The 20,910-nt window shown below is 61.7% G+C and carries 19 protein-coding genes and 1 pseudogene; 15 read left to right on the top strand and 5 right to left on the bottom strand.

Annotated features, from left to right (window positions below; all coding sequences use genetic code 11):
- Positions 1-5 precede the first annotated feature (5 nt).
- Positions 6-701: a GntR family transcriptional regulator gene (locus ABLE71_RS22905; RefSeq protein ID WP_348785794.1), complete on the bottom strand. Its 696-nt coding sequence runs from the start codon at positions 699-701 to the stop codon at positions 6-8.
- 140 nt (positions 702-841) lie between these two features.
- Between ABLE71_RS22905 and ABLE71_RS22900 the strand changes: the two genes are divergently transcribed.
- From ABLE71_RS22900 to ABLE71_RS22850, 11 genes are all read left to right on the top strand, one after another.
- Complete coding sequence (locus tag ABLE71_RS22900) at positions 842-1,792, top strand: substrate-binding domain-containing protein (protein WP_348785793.1); 951 nt, start codon at positions 842-844, stop codon at positions 1,790-1,792.
- Between the two features lie 67 nt (positions 1,793-1,859).
- Entirely contained in the window at positions 1,860-2,828 is a 969-nt protein-coding gene (locus ABLE71_RS22895; RefSeq protein ID WP_348785792.1) for an ABC transporter permease, read from the top strand.
- Positions 2,825-3,568, top strand: coding sequence for an ATP-binding cassette domain-containing protein (locus ABLE71_RS22890; RefSeq protein WP_348785791.1), 744 nt, complete (start codon positions 2,825-2,827; stop codon positions 3,566-3,568). The genes ABLE71_RS22895 and ABLE71_RS22890 overlap by 4 nt, the downstream gene beginning before the upstream one ends.
- Before the next feature lie 24 nt (positions 3,569-3,592).
- Positions 3,593-4,798: an aldose 1-epimerase family protein gene (locus ABLE71_RS22885; RefSeq protein ID WP_348785790.1), complete on the top strand. Its 1,206-nt coding sequence runs from the start codon at positions 3,593-3,595 to the stop codon at positions 4,796-4,798.
- A gap of 54 nt (positions 4,799-4,852) precedes the next feature.
- Positions 4,853-6,076 carry a CaiB/BaiF CoA-transferase family protein gene (locus ABLE71_RS22880; protein WP_348785789.1) on the top strand — a complete coding sequence of 408 codons (1,224 nt, stop codon included), beginning with the start codon at positions 4,853-4,855 and terminating at the stop codon, positions 6,074-6,076.
- Entirely contained in the window at positions 6,073-6,828 is a 756-nt protein-coding gene (locus tag ABLE71_RS22875; protein WP_348785788.1) for an enoyl-CoA hydratase/isomerase family protein, read from the top strand. Before ABLE71_RS22880 ends, ABLE71_RS22875 begins: the two co-directional genes overlap by 4 nt.
- On the top strand, positions 6,825-8,003 hold the full coding sequence (locus tag ABLE71_RS22870; protein ID WP_348785787.1) for an ABC transporter substrate-binding protein: 1,179 nt from the start codon (positions 6,825-6,827) through the stop codon (positions 8,001-8,003). The genes ABLE71_RS22875 and ABLE71_RS22870 overlap by 4 nt, the downstream gene beginning before the upstream one ends.
- Positions 7,993-8,730, top strand: a complete 738-nt coding sequence (locus ABLE71_RS22865; RefSeq protein WP_348785786.1) for an SDR family NAD(P)-dependent oxidoreductase — start codon at positions 7,993-7,995, stop codon at positions 8,728-8,730. The genes ABLE71_RS22870 and ABLE71_RS22865 overlap by 11 nt, the downstream gene beginning before the upstream one ends.
- Positions 8,731-8,988: 258 nt before the next feature.
- Positions 8,989-9,948 (top strand): substrate-binding domain-containing protein, encoded by a 960-nt coding sequence (locus ABLE71_RS22860; protein ID WP_348785785.1) that lies wholly within the window; start codon positions 8,989-8,991, stop codon positions 9,946-9,948.
- Positions 9,949-10,012: 64 nt separating this feature from the next.
- Positions 10,013-11,530 carry a sugar ABC transporter ATP-binding protein gene (locus tag ABLE71_RS22855; RefSeq protein WP_348785784.1) on the top strand — a complete coding sequence of 506 codons (1,518 nt, stop codon included), beginning with the start codon at positions 10,013-10,015 and terminating at the stop codon, positions 11,528-11,530.
- A gap of 2 nt (positions 11,531-11,532) precedes the next feature.
- Positions 11,533-12,579 carry an ABC transporter permease gene (locus ABLE71_RS22850; protein WP_348785783.1) on the top strand — a complete coding sequence of 349 codons (1,047 nt, stop codon included), beginning with the start codon at positions 11,533-11,535 and terminating at the stop codon, positions 12,577-12,579.
- 122 nt (positions 12,580-12,701) lie between these two features.
- On the opposite strand, the gene ABLE71_RS22845 is transcribed toward ABLE71_RS22850, so the two are convergent.
- The 4 genes and pseudogenes from ABLE71_RS22845 to nanR form a co-directional block, all read right to left on the bottom strand.
- The gene (locus ABLE71_RS22845) at positions 12,702-12,830 is read right to left on the bottom strand and encodes a hypothetical protein (RefSeq protein ID WP_348785782.1); all 129 of its coding nucleotides are present in this window, start codon (positions 12,828-12,830) and stop codon (positions 12,702-12,704) included.
- A gap of 344 nt (positions 12,831-13,174) precedes the next feature.
- Positions 13,175-13,933: pseudogene (locus ABLE71_RS22840) on the bottom strand (IS256 family transposase); the annotation flags it as partial.
- 63 nt (positions 13,934-13,996) lie between these two features.
- Positions 13,997-15,253 (bottom strand): 3-oxo-tetronate kinase, encoded by a 1,257-nt coding sequence (otnK, locus tag ABLE71_RS22835; protein ID WP_348785781.1) that lies wholly within the window; start codon positions 15,251-15,253, stop codon positions 13,997-13,999.
- 81 nt (positions 15,254-15,334) lie between these two features.
- Entirely contained in the window at positions 15,335-16,051 is a 717-nt protein-coding gene (nanR, locus tag ABLE71_RS22830) for a transcriptional regulator NanR (protein WP_348785780.1), read from the bottom strand.
- A 163-nt stretch (positions 16,052-16,214) separates the two neighbouring features.
- Here nanR and ABLE71_RS22825 point away from each other — a divergent pair, with 163 nt between their 5' ends.
- The 4 genes from ABLE71_RS22825 (at position 16,215) to ABLE71_RS22810 (ending at position 20,896) form a co-directional block, all read left to right on the top strand.
- Positions 16,215-17,153: a 2-dehydropantoate 2-reductase gene (locus tag ABLE71_RS22825; RefSeq protein ID WP_348785779.1), complete on the top strand. Its 939-nt coding sequence runs from the start codon at positions 16,215-16,217 to the stop codon at positions 17,151-17,153.
- A 76-nt stretch (positions 17,154-17,229) separates the two neighbouring features.
- Entirely contained in the window at positions 17,230-18,762 is a 1,533-nt protein-coding gene (locus ABLE71_RS22820) for a sugar ABC transporter ATP-binding protein (protein WP_348785778.1), read from the top strand.
- A 2-nt stretch (positions 18,763-18,764) separates the two neighbouring features.
- A complete protein-coding gene (locus tag ABLE71_RS22815; protein ID WP_348785777.1) occupies positions 18,765-19,772 on the top strand; it encodes an ABC transporter permease in 1,008 nt (335 codons plus the stop codon).
- Positions 19,773-19,876: 104 nt separating this feature from the next.
- On the top strand, positions 19,877-20,896 hold the full coding sequence (locus ABLE71_RS22810; protein ID WP_348785776.1) for a substrate-binding domain-containing protein: 1,020 nt from the start codon (positions 19,877-19,879) through the stop codon (positions 20,894-20,896).
- Positions 20,897-20,910: the final 14 nt, after the last annotated feature.

Here is a 20,910-nt window from a genome sequence, read left to right as displayed (position 1 = left end):
CGCTCCTAAGTCCTCTGGGCGTGACTGACGGCGCGCAATTCGGCTCGCGTCATCCCGTCAATGATGTGAACCCGCATCGCCTCAGCAGCGGCCTTGGCGTCGCGCCCCTCGATGGCGTCTATGATCGCCTGGTGTTCGACGAATATCTGCTGCGCGTCTGTCACGCCTTCATCGGCCTGATCTCGGGTGACCTGCGGCCCATAGTGCATCGCGTCGTACATGCGCAGCAGAACCGTATTCCGCGTGATCACCACTAGCTGCCTATGGAAGGCGTCGTTTATCGACATATACGCCAATACGTTGGCGGCGCCGGGCCCGAATTCCCGCTTTATGATCTGGTTGTTGATGCTTCTGAGGCGGGCAATATCGCGCTTGGCCGCCAGCCCGGCGGCGATCTCACAGACATCGCATTCCAGAATGAGGCGCGCCTCGCGCCACATCCTCAGATCCTCCGGTGTCAGCTGCGGGGCGACGCGGTAACCCTTGTTATTCTCGAGCTGTACGAGACGCTCGCTCGCGAGCCGGGCTAGGGCTTCGCGAATCGGGCCGAGGCTAACCTGCATCTCCCGTGAGATGTGGTCGATGACAATGCGCTCGGAAGCCTTGAAGCGGCCGTCCATGATTCCGGTCCGCACATTGAGATAGACCTGCTCCGCAATACTCTCCGTGGAGATTTTGGGGAGCGATGCGCGACCGGCCAAGCTTTTCTCCACGGAACACGATAAGCCACTGATGATCGATGATGACTGTTACCTACTTTCACCGGGGTTGACAACCATACCGATGCAATCAATGATCATTGATGATCAGTTATCTAAGATTGAGCCAAAGGGAGGAAGAAATGAATAGATTAGGAGTCCTGTCGGCCGCAGCCCTGCTTGCGTCGGGCCTGGCGGCCCCCGCAATTGCCAGGGAGCGCATCGCGTTCATCAGCTACATCGCCCCCGGCGACCTTCTCTTCAGCATCATTGTGAAGGGAGCCCAGGACGCCGCCGACCTGCTCGACGCCGATGTCGACTTTCAATGGGGCGACAGCGATCCGGTGAAGATCAACAATCTCATCGAGACGGCGATCACCTCGGGGTATGATGGCATCGCGGTCGTGCTGCCGGAGCCCGATGCCTATGACGAATCCGTATGTAACGCCGTCAAGGCCGGGATTCCCGTCATCGCCTTCAATATCGACGATCCGGAAGGCGGGAATGGCAATTGCCGCTTCTCCTTCGTTGGCCAGGACTTCGAGCCCGCCGGCTATGCCTTGGGCAAGCGCCTGGTGGAAGAAGCCGGGCTGAAATCGGGGGACCGGGTTTTCCTGTCGGTCGAGTTCGCCGAGGCATCCTATGCGACGTTGCGGCGCCAGGGTGTGGACCGGGCGCTGGCGGAAGTCGGGGCGACCTCGGACATGATCGGGCTTGGGCTCGACCCCTCGGGCGTCCTCGACGGGCAGGTGCAATACCTGCTGGGTCACAGCGACATCGCTGCGGCCGTGACCCTGGGCTCGGTTACCGGGCGGACCATCGTGCAGGCGCTTGACGAGGTGGGGCTGTCGAAGGTGCCGGTTGCGGTCTTCGACATGTCCACCGAGATCATGGACGGCATCAAGTCCGGCCGGATCATCGCGGCGGCGGATCAGCAGCCCTATGAGCAGGGGTTCTACCCCGTGGTTCAGATCGTCAACTACTCCCGGTACGGCCTCTATCCCGCCACGATTTCCACCGGCGGCAAGGGCCTCACCGACCGCGCCAGCGTGGAGGGGATCGATATCGACAGCCTGCTGGGCGTGTATCGATGACCGGCAGGACCGGCTGTTCTGAATTGAGGCCCTGGGCCCCAATTCCCGCGCCCGAGGGATTAGGATCGTGAGTTGGCTGCCGCACACCATTCGGGAACACAGCGTTGTTTCGATGTTCGTGGCGCTTCAGCTCGTCTTGGTCATCTGGGCTTTGGTTGCGCCGGATTCGTTTCGCTATCTCAGCGCCTCCAATATCAATGTCGCGCTGCGCGCCATCCCGCCCCTAGCCATAATGGCGATGGGGGTGGGAGTGCTGATGCTTGCGGGGGAGTTCGATCTCTCGGTGGGGTCGAACTACACCTTCTCCGCCGTCGTCATGGCGTCCGCATTCAATAGCGGCCTCGATCCGTTCCTCTCGGTGGCCCTGGCGATCCTGGCTGGAACGGCAATCGGCCTGCTGAACGGGGTGGTGGCCCTCACCTTCGACATTCCAAGCTTCATCGTCACCTTGGGCGCCATGCTGGTGTGGCGGGGCGGCGTGCTATACTATAATGGCCCCTCCAGCGAGCCGTTCCGCCCCGAGGGGCCATTCAACGCCGTCTTCTCGGATGGGATTCTGCTGGGGGATATTCAGATCAGCGCCGGCGTGTTCTGGCTCCTGATCATCGGTGTCGTGCTCGGTACGCTTGTGCACCTACATCGGTACGGAAACCACTTGCTCGCGGTGGGTGGCAATCGGAACGCCGCGGTTGCGATCGGCGTCCAGCCGACCAGGACCAAGCTGATTGCCTTCGCCATAGCCGGCGGTTGCGCCGCATTTGCGGGCGTCTTGGCAACCGCGCGGATTCATCAGGCCCAGCCGGGGCAGGGTGGTGGCCTGGAGCTTCAGGCAATAGCCGCCTGCGTCATCGGCGGGGTCGCTCTCACCGGAGGACGTGGCTCTGTCCTTGGCATGATCGTGGGCACTTGGCTGGTTTTCACCATCCAGGATGTTCTGCTTCTACTGCGCGCGCCCGGTTTTTATCTCGATGTCTTCATCGGCGCGGTGTTGGTTGCAGCTGTGATTGGCAATCGTGCGGTAAGGGGCAGGACATGACGTCGCCCTCCGAGAGCTTCTTCAGACTGGAGAACGTGAGCGTGTCCTACGGGCGCTACGAAGCGGTCAGAAATCTTGACTTCGAGATTTCTCGTGGCGAGGTCGTTGGTCTGCTTGGCGACAACGGCGCGGGCAAGTCCACGACGATCAAGCTGATGTCCGGAACGGAGCGGATAACCTCAGGTGCGATCTACCTGGATGGAAAGGAGGTCGCCCTGCGCTCGCGGAGGGACTCCGAGAACTGCGGCATCGAGACCATTTACCAGGAAGCCGCGCTCATCGACCAGTTGTCCATCGTCAGGAACTTGTTTCTGTCCAGAGAGATCGCCAATCCAATCGGGCTGCTGAAGCTTGGCGAGATGCGCAGGATTTCCCGAGAGATCCTGACGAACGCCGTGAGCATAAGCGGCATTCGCGATCCCGATCAGGAAGTGGGGACGTTGTCCGGGGGTCAGAAGCAATCGGTCGCGATTGCCCGCGCCGTGTACTTTAAGCGCAGACTGCTGCTCCTCGATGAGCCCACCAGCGCGCTTTCGGTTCGGGAAACGGATGCGTTGCTTGACTATGTTCGGCGCCTCCGGGACGAAGGGGTCGCCAGCGTGCTTGTGACCCACAATCTCTACCATGCCTTCGAAGTTTGCGATCGCTTTGTCGTGCTGAGCCATGGACGCAAGGTCCTGGAGGTGGACAAGAAGGACACGACGCTTCGAGAGCTTACCGACCATGTCATCAAGATGTAGCGGCCGTCCATTCGGTGTAGGTACATGGCTCAAGCTAAGGGACTCAGCAAAATGAAGATTTTCGATCAGGAGATGGACGAAAGGGAACTGGCCCGCCGCGCAGGGGCTCTTTCACAATTTGCCGGCGTTCGCCTGATGACGCTGGGCGATGGCGTCGAGCGCGGCATACGCATGCTGGCGTTTCGAACCGCCGCCGGGCTGATGTTCACTGTGCTGGTGGATCGCGCCTTTGACATTGGCGACTGCGAATTCAAAGGCATTCCGATCGGATGGCACTCTCCGACCGGCTTCAGAAATCCGGGCCTGCACGAATATGAGGGCGAGGACGGACTATCTTGGGTGCGCTCGTTTTCCGGGCTGCTCGTGACCTGCGGCCTAGACCATATTCTGTATATGAACGAGGTGCCCGCGGACAATTACGTCTATGGTCCGCGCAACAGCGTGCACCATTCCCTGCACGGCCGCGTGGCCAATATCCCCGCCCGGCTGGTTGGATATGGCGAAACCAAGGTGGACGACAAAATCGTCCTATGGGCGGAAGGCATCGTCGTGCAGGCGACGGTGTTCGGCGAGGACTTGCATCTTATCCGCCGGATAGAGGCCGATGTCGACGGGCAGGATATTCGCCTGATCGACCGCGTGGTCAATCATGGTTTCTACCGTACGCCGCATATGTACTGCTATCATATCAATCTCGGCTTTCCGATCCTCGATGAGGGATCGCGTTATATCGCGCCGATCCGCGACGTTGTCTGGGCCGCCCATGCGGGCGAGAATTATCGCAGCCGAGGGGTGGGATACCACAGGCAGGCCGCGCCACAGACCGCATTCCACGAGCAGGTCTGGGAGCACGAACTCGCCGCCGACGAAACCGGTCACGTCTCTGTTGCCCTCGTCAACGACCGTATCGGCATCGGCCTCGAGCTAACGACGGTCAAGTCGCAATTTCCCTGCCACTATGAGTGGCAGAATCTGCAGGAAGGGCTCTATGCGCTGGGCTTTGAGCCTTCGACCAACCATGTCACTGGCAATCTCGAGGCGCGTAAACGCAACGAATTGATCTGGCTCGAGCATGGCGAGGAGCGTCGTTATGAAACGACATTCTCCGTGCTGAACGGCGCCGCGGAAATCGCGGCCTGCGCCGGCCGGATCGGGCGAGTGCAACAACAGCCGGTCGATGAATATCCGGAACCCTCTTTCAACTATCCGCCGATCGAGGGCCGGGTCTGATCGTCGGGAGCAAAGACGTTCCATGACGATCACCAATAATCAATGGAGAATATCATGTCGGAGCAGGAAGCGTCTTCGGGGCCGCTTGAGGGATTGCGCATTGTCGATCTGACGTTGGCCATGGCGGGGCCGCTGGCGACGCAGAGGCTGGGCGACATGGGCTGCGAGATCATCAAGATCGAGGGGCCGACCAGACCCGACTTCACGCGCGCGGCGCCGATGAACAGGATCTTCATCGGCGGTGAAACGACCCCCTATCTCACGCTCAATCGTAACAAGAAGTCCGTCGCCATCGACCTCAAGACGGCCGACGGGATTGCCGCCATCCACCGGCTGGTCAAGTCCGCCGATGCGGTGGTGCAGAACTTCCGTCCGGGGGTAGCCGCCCGGCTAGGCATCGATTTCGCTTCGCTGCAACGGATAAATCCGGCGCTCGTCTATGTGTCGATATCAGGATATGGCGACACCGGCCCGATGGTCGAAAGACCAGGGCAGGACCTGTTGGTCCAGGCGTTTTCGGGCCTCACCTGGAATGCCGGCCAGGAAGGGGGGGCGCCGCATCCCTCGCCTGTCTACATGGTCGACGTGATGGCGTCCCATCTGGCAACGGAAGGGGTTCTGGCGGGCCTGCTGCAGAAGGCGCGCACCGGCAAGGGCGCCGAAATCAAGGTCTCCCTGCTCGGTGCGGCCCTCGAGGTTCAGATCCAGGAAATCTCGACCTATCTTACGACCGGTCATACGGCGCCCCGCGGCAAGCAGCCCTATGCGTCGACATGGATGGAGCCCCCTTACGGCGTCTACAAGGCCAGGGACGGGTGGCTGGCGGTGGCCCAGTCCGACTTGGGCGTGATCGCGGAGATTATCGCGTCCCCTGCCTTGGACGCGCTCGCGCGGTCTCGTCCCGAGGTCGCCGGTTCGAATGACACGCTGGCGCAGTGGCGCGACCAAATCTATCCCATCCTGGCCGACGCGATGGAGAAGCTGACGGTGGGTGAAGCCGTCGCGGCCTTCACCGACAAAGGCGTGTGGTCCGGCCCGGTGCTCGACTACCAGGCGATCAAGGGGCATCCGCAGTTCGAAGGCTATTTTCAGTCCTATGAGCATAAGCGGGCCGGCAAGATCACGACCACGGCACCCACGGTATGGTTTTCCACGCACCCCGAACCCAAGATCGTTGGCGCGCCCTCGCTGGGTGAGCACACATCCGAAATCCTTCTTGGCGCCGGCCTCTCGCAGGAGGAGCTTGCCAGCCTGAGGAAACGGAAGGTCGTGGCATGAGTTCCGACATCCTCATCGAAATTGGGGCGGATCGCGTCGCCCATCTGGTCCTCAACAGGCCCAACAAGCACAACGCGATCACCCCGGACATGGCCGCTGCCATCCGCGACGGCCTCCAGCGATTGGCGGCGGACGAAAACGTCAGGGTGGTCGTGGTTCGGGGCGCCGGGGAAAAGGCGTTCTGCGCCGGCACCGACCTCAATTCCCTGGATGGCTTCGGCAGTCCCTGGGGGTTTCGCAATGCCATCAACTACGCGAGGGAGTTCGACGCCTTCGAGAAGCCCATCGTCTGCGCGCTGAAAGGCTGGGTCTATGGCGGCGGCTTCGAGATCGCGCTGAACTGCGATATTCGCGTCTCCTCGCCATCGGCGCGGTTCGCAGCGCCCGAGGTGAAGCATGGCTGGCTGGGCGCGGGAGGCTTCTCCCAGCGACTGACCAGGCTCGTCGGCTACGGGCACGCCTCGCGGATCTTGTTCACCGGGCAGCCCATCGATGCGGCCGACGCCCATCGGATCGGTGTGGTTGAGATCCTGGTGGAAGAGGGCGCCGAGCTCGAGACCGCGCTGGCCCTGGCAAAGGATATGGCGGCCAATTCGGAAATCGCGCTCATGACCAACAAGGCGGGTATACGCGCCGCTATGGAGGGTGGCCTCACAAACGGGCTGGCCATGGAACGGGAATTGATGGGGTTCGCCATGGCCATGGGCGCCTATGGCGAAGGGCCATCCAAATTCAGGGCGCGCAAGGAATGAGCACCATCGCCTTGAAGGGATTGGGATGGGGGCATCGCCGGGCAACCGGCCCACTGGCGCCGCTCAGCAGCCGCTTCTCGCTCCTTCATCCCCATGTTTCGATAGATTGGACGATCCGACCGCTGACGGCTTTCGAAGACCAGCCTTTGTCCGAGGTGGCAAGGGCGTTTGATCTTCTCATCGTGGATCATCCGTTCAGTGGGCAGATCGTGGAGGAGGCGCTGTTCGTTCCACTGGACCAACACCTACCCCGCTGCCTGGGCAGCGGCGCGGACGCCCTCTATTGCGGTCCGTCCTTGCGATCCTATCGGCGGTCGAACGCGCTATGGGTCGCGCCGATTGATGCGGCCTGCGTGCATTCCGCAGCGCGAATGGACCTGCTGGATCGCCTTGGATATTCCATGCCCTCGACCCTGAACGAACTGCTTCAGCTTGGCCGGCATGCATCGGGCAGGATTGTGATGCCGTTGGCCTCGCCCCACGCCTTCACCACCGCGGCGAGCCTAATGGCAAATCTGGGGCATCCCATTGCCGAAGACGCCGCCGGGTTTGCCTATGAGCCCACCGTGCTGAGCGAGATGCTCGATGTGATGGACGAGGTCTTCTCGTTTTGCGATCCGCGCAGTTGCGAGCTGAACTCCATCGGCGTGCATGACGCGATGGTCCAATCCGATCAGTATGCTTTTTGCCCGTGGGTTTTCGGATACGCCACTTACGCCGAGAACAATATCGTCAGCAGGCTGTCCTTCGGAAGCTTCTTCGGACCGAATGAGGGCCATGCCGGCAGCATGCTTGGCGGCGCCGGCCTTGGGGTCTCCGCCTTCAGCGCGCACCCCTCGGAAGCGCTGTCCTTCGTGGAATTCGCGATGAGCGAGGAGGCCCAGGGAACGATAATCCCAGCCCATCATGGTCAACCCGCGCTCACCAAAGCATGGGACGACGCGCATCTCGATCAGCAATATGGTGGATATTTTTCTTCGACGAGAGCGAGCCTCGAGCGGGCATGGATACGCCCGACATCAGCCCAATATCCGACATTCCAGAGTCGGGCGGGCGCGATCTTTGAGCATTACTTCCGTCGTAATATAACGAGAGCGGAATTGTTGTCGCGGTTCCAGTCTGCGGCATCTTCGCCCGAAAACCCCGCAAACAGGAAGAATTCGCATGAACAATGATCATGCCGGACAGGTGGCGCTGGTAACGGGCGGCGCCCAGGGACTGGGCTTTGGAATTGCAAGCAGGCTGATCGCTTGCGGCGCGCGTGTCGCCATCTGGGATATCGACGAAGAATTGGCGCATGCTTCGGCCGCCACCCTCGGGGCGATAGCGGAGAAAGTCGACGTCGCCGACCTCCCCAGTGTCGAGGCAGCTCTCGCCCAAACCCAGAAGCGCGTTGGGCCCGTCTCGATCCTGGTTCACTCCGCCGGCATTGCCGGCCCTAATGCCGCGCTCGAGGAGTATGATCCCTTAGAGTGGCGACGAACAATCGACATCAACCTGCTGGGGACGTTCCACGTCAACCGCGCAGTCCTGCCAAGCATGAAGCAACGCAACTATGGCCGCATCGTCAATGTCGCCTCAATTGCCGGGAAAGAAGGCAATCCCAATGCGTCGGCCTATTCCGCGTCCAAGGCTGGGGTGATCGCCCTTACCAAGTCCGTGGGCAAGGAAACCGCAGCATTCAACATAGCCGTGAATTGCATCACCCCGGCAGCTGCCCGCACGCGAATCTTCGATCAGATGTCCAAAGAGCATGTGGAATACATGCTGTCGAAGATTCCGAGAGGACGTTTCCTCGAGGTGGGTGAAGTCGCCAATATGGTCGGCTGGCTGGTCTCCGCAGACAATTCGTTCACGACCGGGGCGGTGTTCGATCTCTCCGGCGGCCGGGCAACCTACTAAGAAGAGTCCGGCAAGACCCGACGACTTCGCCGCCTGCAGCAGCGCAACGCAAGCCAAAATGGCCTCCTGCAAGCTGGGGGCCGTTTCCCATACCTCACGGCGCTTCGGTGGTTGTGGGCCGCGTCGTGGCTGTGCCACGCTAGTCAAGATCATCAATCATTCATGATCGATGTCTTGTACCAAGTGCTGGATTAGGTATAATGGCGGCGCCGAGTTGGCCGGTCGGTGCCCTTGGAAATGGCCGCTCTGGAGGAGACAATGAAGCCTATAAAATCAATCCTGAGTGCAGTCCTCATCGGTGCACTGGCGAGCTTGGCGACGCCTGCGATATCGGAAGAATTCACCATTGGTTATTCGCAGTTCTGGGGAACGAACCCCTTTCTCATCACGATGACGGATGGGGCCAGGAAGGCGATCTCCGAGTGGGAGGCCAAGGGCGTGAATGTCGACCTGATCGTCACCAATGGCGGCGACACCGATCCGACCAAGCAGGTTGCCGACGTGGAAGACCTTTACGCGCAGGGTGTCGACGGCCTGATCATGTTTCCCGGCGACAGCAGCATTTTGGCGAAGCCAGTGAAAGACCTTTACAACCCTAGCGCCAAGCCGGTGGTCATCACTGACGTGGGGTTGAATTCAGGGGTTGTCGAAACCTTTATCGTGACCGACAACTACAAGGGCGGACAGATGGCCGCGGAAATTCTTGCCGGCGCATTGCCACCGGGCGCCAAGGTCGTCTCCTTCAATCACAGCCCGGGTATTCAGGCGCTGGTCGACCGCCAGCGCGGGTTCGAAGACCGGGCCCGGGAACTCGGCTTGAGCGTGCAGCCTGAGATCTCGTTGACGTTGAGCCTCGAAAACGGCCGCCGGGCGATGGAAGACGCCCTGACGTCAATGCCCGACCTGGCTGGCGCTTATTCCGGCAATCAAGTCATCGCGCTTGGCGCGGCGTCGGCGCTCGCGTCAAGCAATAGGACAGATGTGAAGCTCGTTACCTTCGATATCGACCCCGTGTCCTACGCGGCCATCAAGGATGGCGCGATACAGGGCGCAGTTGTGCAGGATCCCTTCAGGATGGGTTATGAAGGCATGAATGCAGTCCTCACCAAGCTGACAGGAGGTGTTCCCGAGCCGAAACTGGAAATTCTTCCCGTGAAGCTGACGAGAGAGAATGCCGCGGACTTCGCCCAGAATCCGCAGATCGCCGGCTCGAACTAGGCTCCTCCCGCTATGTGCCCAGGCGTGGCGCGCGTCTGGGCACGTATGACATAAGGCGCGAAGCATGAGTGGCGTTCTTCTCGATTGCATCCAGATTGCGAAAGGCTTCCCGGGCGTTCAGGCGCTGAAGGGGGTCGATTTCTCACTCCGCCGTGGCGAGGTGCATGGTCTGGTCGGCGCCAACGGGGCGGGCAAAAGCACCCTGGCGAAGATCATCGCCGGATATGAACGTCCCGATGCCGGCCGCATGCTGCTCAACGGTGAGGCGGTTGCCTTCAGGAGCCCCGCCGACGCGCTGCGCCGGCGTATCGTTACGGTCCATCAGGACATCAACCTGATCCCGACACTTTCGGTTGCCGACAACATCCGGCTCAACAATGAGCTCGTGCATCGGCATTGGGGATTGATACGGCGCAAGGAGACCCATGCAAGCATTACGGAACTGCTGGACAGATACGAACTGGACGTGTCACCCAACACGCTAGTGGCCGAACTGACCTATGACGAACGCAAGATGGTGCAGATCATCAAGGCGGCGAGTCACGAACTCGACGTCTTGCTGCTCGACGAACCGACGGCGGCCCTGACGCAAGGCGAGGTCGAAATCGTTCTCAAATTGATCCGATCGCTCGCCAAAGAGGGCATCGGGATTATTTTCATATCGCATTACCTCAACGAGATATTTGCTGTCTGCGATAGAACGACCGTACTGCTCGATGGCGCCAGGGTTGCGGAATACCAGCAGCACTCGACCAGCGCGAATGAAATCGTAACGGCCATGCTTGGGCAGGAACTCGTTAGCGACATGCAGCGGCCCGCGCCGTTTACCGCCGAGGGGGTGGAGGCGCCGGCATTGTCGGTCCGTAAACTGAGCGTTCCCGGCAGGCTGGTGGATATCAGCTTCGATCTGGGAGCGGGGGAGATTTTGGGCGTAACCGGACTGTCAGGCTCCGGCGCGTCGGATCTGGCAAGAGCGATATTTGGTGCCGGTGGCACGCGCCAGACAGGGGAGTTCTTCGTTAGTGGAACCAAAGCGTCGCTGCGCAGCCCTCTGGACAGCCTGCAACGCGGCGTTGCCCTGCTGACCAATGATCGCTTACGCGAAGGCATCCTTCCCGACTTCTCGATCGTCGACAACGTATGCCTTCCACGGCTGAATGAATACGCGACGGGACCTTTGCAACTGCTCGATCGGCCCGCAATGCGGGAGTCAGGGGATATGGTTGTGCGCCAGATGAAGGTTCGCGCGGTCTCGGCGATGTCGGCGATGAAGTCGCTCAGCGGCGGAAACCAGCAAAAGGTGCTGCTTGGAAAATGGCTGGCGACAACGCCGCAGGTCATGCTGCTGGACGAGCCGACGATCGGGATCGATATCGGCGCCAAGCATGAGATCCGCAACACAATTGCGCGTATCGCATCGGGCGGCGTTGGCGTCATTCTGTTCACCAGCGAACTGGACGAATTGGTTCAGCTCTGTCACCGGGTGATCGTGCTGTTTCGGGGGACCATCGTCGAAATATTCGCGGGCGCGGCTATCGACAAGCAGTCCCTTCTCCATCGCAGCACGGCAGGAAAAGATTAGATATGGCCGAGTTTGAACGCCACGCCGCAAGCGCCAGCCGGCCTGAACGGCTCGCCACTGTCCTGAGCGGGTCGTATGGACTGATTCAATCTCTTGCCGTCCTGATTGCCTTGGCCGTGGCCATTACGCTCATCAACCCGGCGTTTCTGTCATGGGTGAACATCACCAATCTCATGGCGCAGATGGCGCCGATGCTCATCGTCGCGGCGGGCATGACCGTGGTGATGATTGCCGGGGAATTTGACATCTCCATCGGCTCGGCCGTCGCGCTGACGGCGGCGATTTGCGCCGTGGTCACGACGCAATACGGGGGGCTTGCGGGTGTAGCGCTCTCCATGGTGGTCGGGCCAGCCATCGGGATCATTAACGGGTTGATCGTGACCAAAGGCAAGATCCCATCATTCATTGCGACCCTTGGTACGATGATGATGGCACGAAGCTTGGCATTCGTGGTGACGAAAGGAAAAGTGATCTCGGGCTTGCCGGATTCATTCACCGGGTTTGGCGGTGCACGGCTGGCGGGGATTCCCGTCTCGTTCGTTTTGGCGGTGGGCGTTTTCATCATCGGCTGGGTCCTGCTGACGCGGTCGCCGTTTGGCAAGAAGGTGTATGCCGTCGGCGCGAACCATCAGGTGGCGCGGTTGTCCGGCATCAGCGTCGATGCGGTGAAAATCGCGGCCTTCGTCCTTGTCGGCCTGACGGCGTCGATCGCGGGTAACGTGCTTCTCGCCCGCATCGGCGCAATTCAAGCGGATACGGCGCGCGGGCTCGAATTCGAGGTGATTGCGGCCGTGGTAATCGGCGGCACGAGTTTGACAGGAGGCCACGGAAATATCCTTCGCACGATTGTCGGTGTGTTTGTGATTGTTCTGATAAGGAACTTCATGAACTTGGCTCGAATTGATCTTTTCTGGCAGGACTTTGCGACCGGGTTGATCATCATCATTGCGGTGCTTCTCGACGTTCTGCAGAAGCGAATTGGAGCGCGACTAGCAACCGGAGCGCGTCGAGCGGCGACGAGTGTCTCGCCGGCCAATCAGATGAAGTGATCGATCGGCATTGTTTCGGACGAGCCGGTCAATAACTTCGTCACTGACTGATGCCTCGCAGCGAGCGGGACGGTGATGTCAGGTTAAATTCGCCGAGAGCATTATGGACAGATGAGCTTGGATCATTCGGCCACACCCGCAATGGCCTTCCAATGTGCGATCGCAGTACGGCGATGCAGGTGGACGGCGATGCCCGTTGCCCCATTGGGCCGCTTGACGATCTCGATGGTCGGCCCATCCATGCTCTGCAAGGCATTTTCCAGTGAAATCACTCAACTTAATTTTCGGTTGGGCTCTTAGATCCATACCTCTGCAGGCAAGGATTCTGGATCGGTTCCTGCAGTTGATTTATCAGGCGCCCTCAAACATCTTGTGGGCACCTCGGGTAGCGACACTAAGATCGGCGCCCATTCGTTGGGACAGCCGGGCCGCTATGCGCTGCACGTTTCCGATGATGCGCTTGGTGTCGGCTTCCGACAGTTTTTCTGCAAGCAAGCTGACGGCAACACCCGCTATGGGCCGGTTCTGGGAATCCGGAACCGAAGCGCCGTAGCAGACAATCCCTTCCGCCACTTGCTCGTCGTCACAGGAGTAGCTGGACCACGGTCTGCGGGAAGACGGCGTTAATCGCCTCGGGGAAGCCCTTCAGCCCGTCGACGACGGCGATCAGGATGTCGCCAGCGCCACGGTTCTTCAGTTCGTTCGTGACGCGCAGCCAGAACTTGGCGCCCTCGGTCTGCTCGATCCAGATGCCGAGAATCTCCTTGGTGCCATCGGGCAGGATGCCGAGCGCGATGTAGATAGCTTTGTTGCGAACGAAGCCTTCGTCCCTGATCTTGATCCGGATCGCGTCGAAGAAAATGAGCGGATAAACCGGATCGAGCGGGCGCTGTTGCCAAGTGGCGACTTCATCGAGCACGGCGTCCGTCACCGTGCTGATCAGATCCGGCGACACGTCGACGCCATACAGATCATGCAGGTGCCCGGTGATCTCCCGGGTGCTCATGCCGCGCGCATACATTGACACGATCTTTTCGTCGAAGCCGGGGAAGCGACGCTGATACTTGGCGATCAGCTGCGGATCGAAACTGGCCTGGCGATCACGCGGTATGTCGATCTCCAGCTTGCCGGTCTCCGTCGTCACGGTCTTGCGGCCGTAGCCGTTACGCGTATTGCCAGCGTCTTCGCCGCTCGCCAGATGATGGTCCATCTCCGCGTTTAGTGCGCGCTCGGTCAGAGCCTTCTTGAGCGAATCTAGCAGGCCGCCCTGTTCGAAGGCAGCACTGGCTGCGCCTCCTGCCAGAAGCTGGTCGAGTAAATCATTTGGTATCGCAGGTTCTTTGCGTCGGGTCATAGTGGGAATCCTTTTTACCCATTATGCCTGCCCGCACACGGAATTCCTGACAGTCCCGTTCGCTCATGCCGTGCCGATCCGCTCCACCGCCTTCTCGAAGAAGTCGTCGTTGCCGAAATTGCCGCTCTTCAGCGCCAGGCCGAGCGGGCCGTTCCGCTCGGCGACCAGCGCCGGCACGCCTGGGTCGATCTCCTCTCCGATGCTCATGCTGGTGATGCCGAGCGCTTCCACGATAGCCCCGGAGGTCTCACCACCGCCCACCACAACGCGTCGAACGCCTGAATCCACCAGCCGCTTCACAAGGCCGGCGAAGAAATGCTCGACCTTCGCGGCGAGCTCGGCACGACCGAAATTCTGCTGGGCCTTTGCGACGGAAGCGGGATCGGCGGTCGAATACACGATCGGCACGGCGCCGTTCTGGCCGGCGATCCAAGTGGCTGCTTTGTCGATCGTCATCGAACCATCCATCAGTTCATGCGGATCGATCGCCAGCCCTGGATGCGACTTCAGATACACCCCGACCTGGCGCTGCGAGGCTGTGGAGCACGAGCCTGACAGCACCACGGCCGGTCCCCTGGCGACAGTCTTCGCTTTAGACTTTCCGGCAAGCTTGCCGGCGTGGCGGAAGTTTTCGGGCAGGCCAAGCGCGACGCCGGATCCGCCGGTCACCAGCCTGTAGCCGGCGAGTGATGCACCCAGCGCCATCAGATCGCTGTCGGCGACGGCATCGGTGACGACGAGACGCACGCCTTTCTTGCGCTCGGCCTCGAACGCATCTGCCAAAGCTTCAGGCCCCGCGCGCACCGTGTCGAGGGTAATCAACCCGACCTCGCCCTTGGTCTGCAGGCGCAGCCAGCGGCGGATATTCGGATCCGTCATCGGGGTCAGCGGATGCTTTTCCATGCCCGATTCCGACAGCAGTTTCTCGCCGACGAAAAGGTGGCCCATGTACAGCCGTCGGCCGGTTGCCGGAAAGACTGGGCAGACCACGGCGAGATCAGCGCCGAGTCGCTCGAGCAAGGCTTCCGCCACCGGTCCGATATTGCCCTTCGGCGTCGAATCGAAGGTCGAGCAGTATTTGAACAAGAACTGTTCGCAGCCCTGCGCCTTCAGCCAGTCTGCGGCCTCGATCGATTGTCGGACCGCTTCTGCCGCCGGAATGGAGCGGGTCTTCAGGGCAACAACGCCCGCCTCGCAATCGGTAGTCGCGCCGCCTTTTGGTACGCCGACAAACTGCGTCGTCGCCATGCCGCCTTTTGCAAGCGTGTTGGCGAGGTCGCTGGCACCGGTGAAATCGTCGGCTATCGCACCAAGGAGCATGGACGTTGCCTATGCGGGCGGAGCGTTGTCGAAATTGACCGCTGAAGCAGTCAGAAGCTCATTCCTATCAGTCCGCTCATTCTATCCGCCTTCACCCCGCTGTTGCCAGAACGTGCTGGCCAGCTGCTCCAGATGGTTGCGTATTGCCGCTTCCGCGCCGTCGGCGTCGCGCGCGGCAATCGCCTCGTAGATCGCTTTGTGTGCGTTGTATGCAGTGCGCTCCTGCCCGCTCGCCGTCAGGGTTACCACACGCTGTTCGGTCAGCCAGTCCGATATCTGGTCGTGCAGCGCGATGAAGATCGGGTTGCGCGCGATCTTGGCCAGCTCGAAATGGAAGGCGATGTCGGTCGCGGTGAACTGCTCCCGATCGCCGATCGCCTTCCTGTTGGCGTTGAGCGCTCGCTTCAGTGCGGCAAGATCGTCTTCCGTCGCGGCCTTGGCAGCCTCGCGCGCCAGCCCGACCTCGAAAAACAGCCGCGCACCCTGGAAATGCCGCTGCCCCTCGGCCTTCGACAGCATCTGGCGCACCGCCGGCGCCATGCCGGTGAAGATGTGGCTCGCCGTCGGCATCAGCACGCGGGCGCGGGCGCCATTGCTCAGTTCAACCAGCCCTGCCTTCTGCAGCGAGATCAGCGCCTCGCGTATGGCCGGGCGTCCGACGCCGAACGAGGTCTGCAGGTCCCGCTCCGGCGGAAGCTGATCGCCGGGGCGCAGCTTGCCGGCCAGAATCTGGGCCTCCAGATGAGCCGCGACGTGCTCGAACAGTTTCTTGCGCTCTATAATGATTGAATCGACCATAGACCTTTCATACCATCATGCTTGACAATGATGCAATAGCTTGCAAGGATCAAATACCAAGACGGTTCGGATGGCAAGAGCGGGGGTTCCGACTCCACAGCTTTGCCGTGTGCCCGTCCGAACAAAACGGCCGACCAAGACCAAGCTGGTGGAGGAAAATCGCATGCGGATCGCCATTCTGGGCGGCGGCGGAGCTATGGGCGGCCTGTTCGGCGGCTATCTCGCGCGCGCCGGAAACGACGTCACCCTGATTGACGTCTCCAAGGCGGCGATCGGCGCCATCAACGACAACAAGCTGACCATCGAGGAGAAGGACGGCAGCCAGCCGAGCTTTGCCGTGCGCGCAAGCGACGACCCGAAAAGCGTCGGCCCGGTCGACCTCGTGGTCAATTTCGTCAAGTGCTACCACACAGAGGCGGCGATCAAATCGGCGGCACCTATGATCGGCGCCGATACTGCCGTGCTCAGCCTGCAGAATGGCTGGGGCAACGCGCCGCGCATCGCCTCGATCGTCGGCGAGGACCGGGTTCTGGTCGGCCTCACCTATCACAGCGCCACGCTTCTCGCGCCGGGCAAGGTCAAGCATCCGGGCGTCGGCATGACCTATATCGGCGAGCTCGGCGGCAAGCCGTCGAAGCGCCTCGAAACCGTCGCCGAAACCTTCCGCGAAGCTTCCTTCGACGTGACGATTTCCGAACGCATCCTCGACGAGGTTTGGAAGAAGCTGGCGCTCAACGCCTGCACGCTGCCCACCTCGGCATTGCTGCGCTTCTTCGCGCATGAACTCGTCGCATTCGAGCCGGCCCAGCTCGAAATGGCCGCGATCCTCAGCGAGGTCGTCGAAGTCGCCAATACCCAAGGTATCGCGCTCGATTACGCCGAACGCTGGAACGCGATCACAAGCCTGCTGGAAAAGGCGATCGGCGGCAAGGCGTCGATGCTGCAGGACGTCGAGGCAAAGCGCCAGACCGAGATAGAGGTGATCAACGGCGCCATCGTCGAGGCGGGCAAACGCGTCGGCATCGCCACCCCGCACAATCAGGCGATGGTCTGGATGGTGCAGGCCGCCGAGCAGCATTACCTCAAGGCGAAGGCCAACTAGCGGTGTCCGGCCGCACCGAAACCTCCGTTTGCCAGGCCGGCTGCATTCGCCGCCTGCCTGCAGAAGGCTGAGGGCCGTGGCCCCGCGCGTCGAAGTCCGCAACCTGACGAAGACCTTTCCCGGCGTGCGCGCGCTTGATGATGTCTCGATGACGGTCGAGCCCGGCGAGATCCGCGCGCTGCTCGGCGAGAACGGCGCGGGCAAATCCACCCTCGGCAAGATCGTCGCCGGCGTCTATTCGCGCAGCAGCGGCACCGTGCTGTTCGACGGCACGGAAGTCGGCGACATCGACGAGCGCGCGGCCGGGAACCTCGGCATCGGCATCGTCCACCAAGAAGGTTCGCTGGTGCCGCAGCTCTCCGTGGCGGAGAACATCTTCGCCGGTCGTCAGCCCACCACCTGGCTCGGCCAGGTCGACAAGCGCATCATGCGCGAGCGCGCCGCAAGGCTGATCGCCGAGCTCGGCGTCGCCATCGACCCGAAGCTCAAGGTCGCATCGCTCTCTCCCGCCCAGGCGCAGATCGTCGAGATCGCCAAGGCGCTTTCGCGCGACCTGCGCGTGCTTATCCTCGACGAGCCGACCGCGGCGCTGACGCTTACCGAGACCGAGAAGCTGTTCGCGGTTGTGCGAAAACTCGCCGCAGGCGGCGTCTCGATCATCTATGTCTCGCATCGGCTGGCGGAAATCTTTGCGCTTTGCCATTCGGTCACCGTGCTCAAGGACGGCAAGTTTGCCGGCGTGCGCAAGGTTTCGGAAACCTCCACCGAAGAGCTCATCCGCCTGATGGTCGGCCGAGAGGTCCACATCAAGCGCGAAGACCAGCAGCGCCGGTTTGGCGACGTCGTTCTGGAAGCAAAGAACGTCAGCGCGCCGCCTTTTGTCCAGTCGGCTTCGATGACCGTCCGGTCGGGCGAGATCGTCTGTCTCGCCGGCCTCATCGGCGCCGGTCGCACGGAATTCTGCGAGACCATATTCGGCGCCCGCCGCCGCCGTTCCGGCGAGATCAGGATCGGCGGCAGGCCGTTCGATCCGACAGGCCCATGGGACGGCAAGGCGGCTGGCATCGGCATGGTGCCGGAGGATCGCAAGCGGTCCGGACTTTTTCCCGCGATGGACGTCGTCAGCAACATCTCGGCCACCGTGATGCGCAAGGTCTCGACCGGTATGCGCTTCTCGCAGCTCAAAGCCGAAGCGCTCGCAACGACATTCATCGACGAACTCAGGATCGCCACGCCGAGCGTGCACCAGCTTGTCGGCAATCTTTCGGGCGGCAACCAGCAGAAGGTGCTGCTCGCCAAATGGCTGGCGGTCGAGCCGAAGCTTCTGATCGTCGACGAACCGACGCGCGGCGTCGACGTCGGCGCCCGCTCGGAAATCTATCGCCTGCTTCGCGCCCTCGCCACGCGCGGCGTCGCGCTGGTCGTCGTCTCGTCCGACCTGCCCGAGGTGTTGGCCCTGGCCGACCGCATCATCGTGATGGCGGAAGGCAACACGGTCGGCGAACTGCCGGGCGACACGGCGACCGAAGAGCAGGTCTTGAGACTCGCCACGAAATATACCGCCTCCGTCGCCGAAGCGCGGCGCGAAGCGGCTGCTGCGGAGGTTTAGAAATGACGCAGGCCGTTCAGACCCAGGAGGCCGCGGAACAGCGCGAATCGCTGCTCATGCGCCTGGTGCGTCGCTTCGCCGATTCCCGCGAGTTGACGCTGCTGATCCTTGTCGCTGCGCTCGCCATCGTCATGAGCGTCGTCTATCCGAACAACTTCCCGACCGCGCCCAATTTGCGTGCGGTGCTGCTCAACCTCGCTCCGGTCGGCATCCTCGTCTGCGGCATGATGCTGCTGATGATCGCCGGCAGCTTCGACCTCTCCTGCGGCTCGACGCTTGCGCTAACAGGCGTCTGGGCCGGCGTGGTGGCCGGATGGTGGGGCTGGCCGGCCGAGATCGCGATCCTCGTCGGCATCACCGTCGGCGCGCTGGCGGGTCTCGTCAACGGTCTCATCGTCACGCGCATCGGCATCAACGCGCTGATCGCCACGCTGGGCACGCTCACCATCTATCGCAGCCTCACCTACGTCACCGCCGGCACCGGCGTCACGCCGATCTCGGACGCCTTCGCCGCCTATGGTCGCGCCTCCGATCCTTTCCTGCGCATCCAGTCGCCGTTCTGGGTGATGCTGGTCATCGTGCTGGTCGGCAGCTGGCTGGTGTCGCGCACGCGCTTCTTCCGCCAGTTCTATTTCGTCGGCGGCAATCCACGCGCCGCCCAGCTTTCCGGCATCCGTGTCGACCGCCTGACGCTGGTCGCCTTCATAATCATGGGCGCGCTGGCGGGCATCGCAGGTGTCTTCGGCGCCGCGCGGTTGAACAGCGCCGTCGTCAATGCCGGCGTCGGCATCGAGCTCAAGGTCATCACCGCGACTGTGCTCGGCGGCGCCAGCCTCAAGGGCGGCGAAGGCACGATCATCGGCGGCATACTCGGCGTCCTGTTCATCGCGCTCATCGAGAACGCCATGATCATCAACGCCATCGGCGTCTTCTGGCAGGGCATGGTTGTCGGCCTCGTCCTGCTGTTCGCAGTCTCGCTCGACCGCTTCAAGTCAAGCGGCCGTGTGTGAAGTCGATCCCCACAGGGGTCGGAGAGCATCGTCCGATGCTCAACTAGGTCCGGGCAACCGGGAGGAACTGCAACTGGGAATGCTTGTTCTGTGGAGGAAATGAAATGAGAACGATGATGAAATCAGTGCTCGCAGCCGCGGCACTTGCAGTCTCGGCGGCCGGCTTCTCGGCTCCTGCTTCGGCGCAGGAATCGGAATACGGTCCGGCCGACGCGAAATACACCTACTACTGGATTTCCAACAAGGCGAACCTGCCGCTGTTCGTCCAGTACGACTATGTCGGCATGAAGCGCATCGCCGAGGAGCTCGGCGTTCGCGTGGTCGTCGCCGGCCCGACCGATTTCGACGTGCCGGGCTTCATCGCCGCGGTCGACCAGGTCTGCGCGCAGAAGCCGTCCGGCGTCTCGGTCGTCGGCGGCTGGGACCCGTCGCTGACTGAATCGGTCAAGAAGTGCATGGAGCAGGGCGTGCCGACCGTCGTCGATGACGGCGACCTGCCGGACTCCGGCCGTCTCGCCTATATCGGCACGAACTGGACCCAGGTCGGCGTCGCCCAGGCGAAGAAGATGATGGAAATGCTGCCCGACGGCGGCAAACTCGGCATGATGTCGATCATCAACGCCGGAAACATGCGCGAGGCCGTGGCCGGCTTCACCGCATACATCGAGGCCAATGGCGGCGGCAAGTACAACATCGTCGCCAACGAGGACGATGGCGGCGACGCCCAAAAGGCGGCGCAGGTCACCGCCGCGATCATGGCGGCCAACCCCGACATCGCCGGCCTTGCCGGGTTCGATTCCGAATCCGGCGCGGGCATCGTCACGGCGCTGCGTGAAGCCGGCAAGAACCCGGGCGACATCAAGGTCACGGCGATGGAGCAGACGCCCGACTTCTTCAATACGGCCAAGGAAGGCTGGGTCGACGGCATTGTCGTGCAGAACCGCGAGCTCTTCATCTACTATGCGGTGAAGCTGCTGCACGACTACAACACCAACACGTTGAAGTCGGCCGGTCTCGGTTCCGCTGACGGTGGCCGTCCGATCCCTGATACCGTCGACACCGGCGTTCTCCTTGTCACCAAGGACAATGTCGACAAGGTGCTGACTGCACTCAACGTGAAGTAAGACTCTCACTGGGC

Origin of the sequence: Mesorhizobium sp. KR9-304, assembly GCF_040049215.1 — a bacterium.
Taxonomy (GTDB): Bacteria; Pseudomonadota; Alphaproteobacteria; order Rhizobiales; family Rhizobiaceae; genus Mesorhizobium_K.
This window is presented reverse-complemented; position numbering and strand designations above follow the sequence as displayed.

Excerpts from the sequence above, each read along its gene's own strand:
- ABLE71_RS22900 (WP_348785793.1), top strand. The coding sequence starts at position 842 with ATGAATAGATTAGGAGTCCTGTCGGCCGCAGCCCTGCTTGCGTCGGGC.
- ABLE71_RS22825 (WP_348785779.1), top strand. The coding sequence starts at position 16,215 with ATGCGGATCGCCATTCTGGGCGGCGGCGGAGCTATGGGCGGCCTGTTC.
- ABLE71_RS22865 (WP_348785786.1), top strand. The coding sequence starts at position 7,993 with ATGAACAATGATCATGCCGGACAGGTGGCGCTGGTAACGGGCGGCGCC.
- ABLE71_RS22875 (WP_348785788.1), top strand. The coding sequence starts at position 6,073 with ATGAGTTCCGACATCCTCATCGAAATTGGGGCGGATCGCGTCGCCCAT.
- ABLE71_RS22880 (WP_348785789.1), top strand. The coding sequence starts at position 4,853 with ATGTCGGAGCAGGAAGCGTCTTCGGGGCCGCTTGAGGGATTGCGCATT.
- ABLE71_RS22885 (WP_348785790.1), top strand. The coding sequence starts at position 3,593 with ATGGCTCAAGCTAAGGGACTCAGCAAAATGAAGATTTTCGATCAGGAG.
- ABLE71_RS22810 (WP_348785776.1), top strand. The coding sequence starts at position 19,877 with ATGAGAACGATGATGAAATCAGTGCTCGCAGCCGCGGCACTTGCAGTC.
- ABLE71_RS22855 (WP_348785784.1), top strand. The coding sequence starts at position 10,013 with ATGAGTGGCGTTCTTCTCGATTGCATCCAGATTGCGAAAGGCTTCCCG.
- otnK (WP_348785781.1), bottom strand. The coding sequence starts at position 15,253 with ATGCTCCTTGGTGCGATAGCCGACGATTTCACCGGTGCCAGCGACCTC.
- nanR (WP_348785780.1), bottom strand. The coding sequence starts at position 16,051 with ATGGTCGATTCAATCATTATAGAGCGCAAGAAACTGTTCGAGCACGTC.
- ABLE71_RS22860 (WP_348785785.1), top strand. The coding sequence starts at position 8,989 with ATGAAGCCTATAAAATCAATCCTGAGTGCAGTCCTCATCGGTGCACTG.
- ABLE71_RS22850 (WP_348785783.1), top strand. The coding sequence starts at position 11,533 with ATGGCCGAGTTTGAACGCCACGCCGCAAGCGCCAGCCGGCCTGAACGG.
- ABLE71_RS22870 (WP_348785787.1), top strand. The coding sequence starts at position 6,825 with ATGAGCACCATCGCCTTGAAGGGATTGGGATGGGGGCATCGCCGGGCA.
- ABLE71_RS22815 (WP_348785777.1), top strand. The coding sequence starts at position 18,765 with ATGACGCAGGCCGTTCAGACCCAGGAGGCCGCGGAACAGCGCGAATCG.
- ABLE71_RS22890 (WP_348785791.1), top strand. The coding sequence starts at position 2,825 with ATGACGTCGCCCTCCGAGAGCTTCTTCAGACTGGAGAACGTGAGCGTG.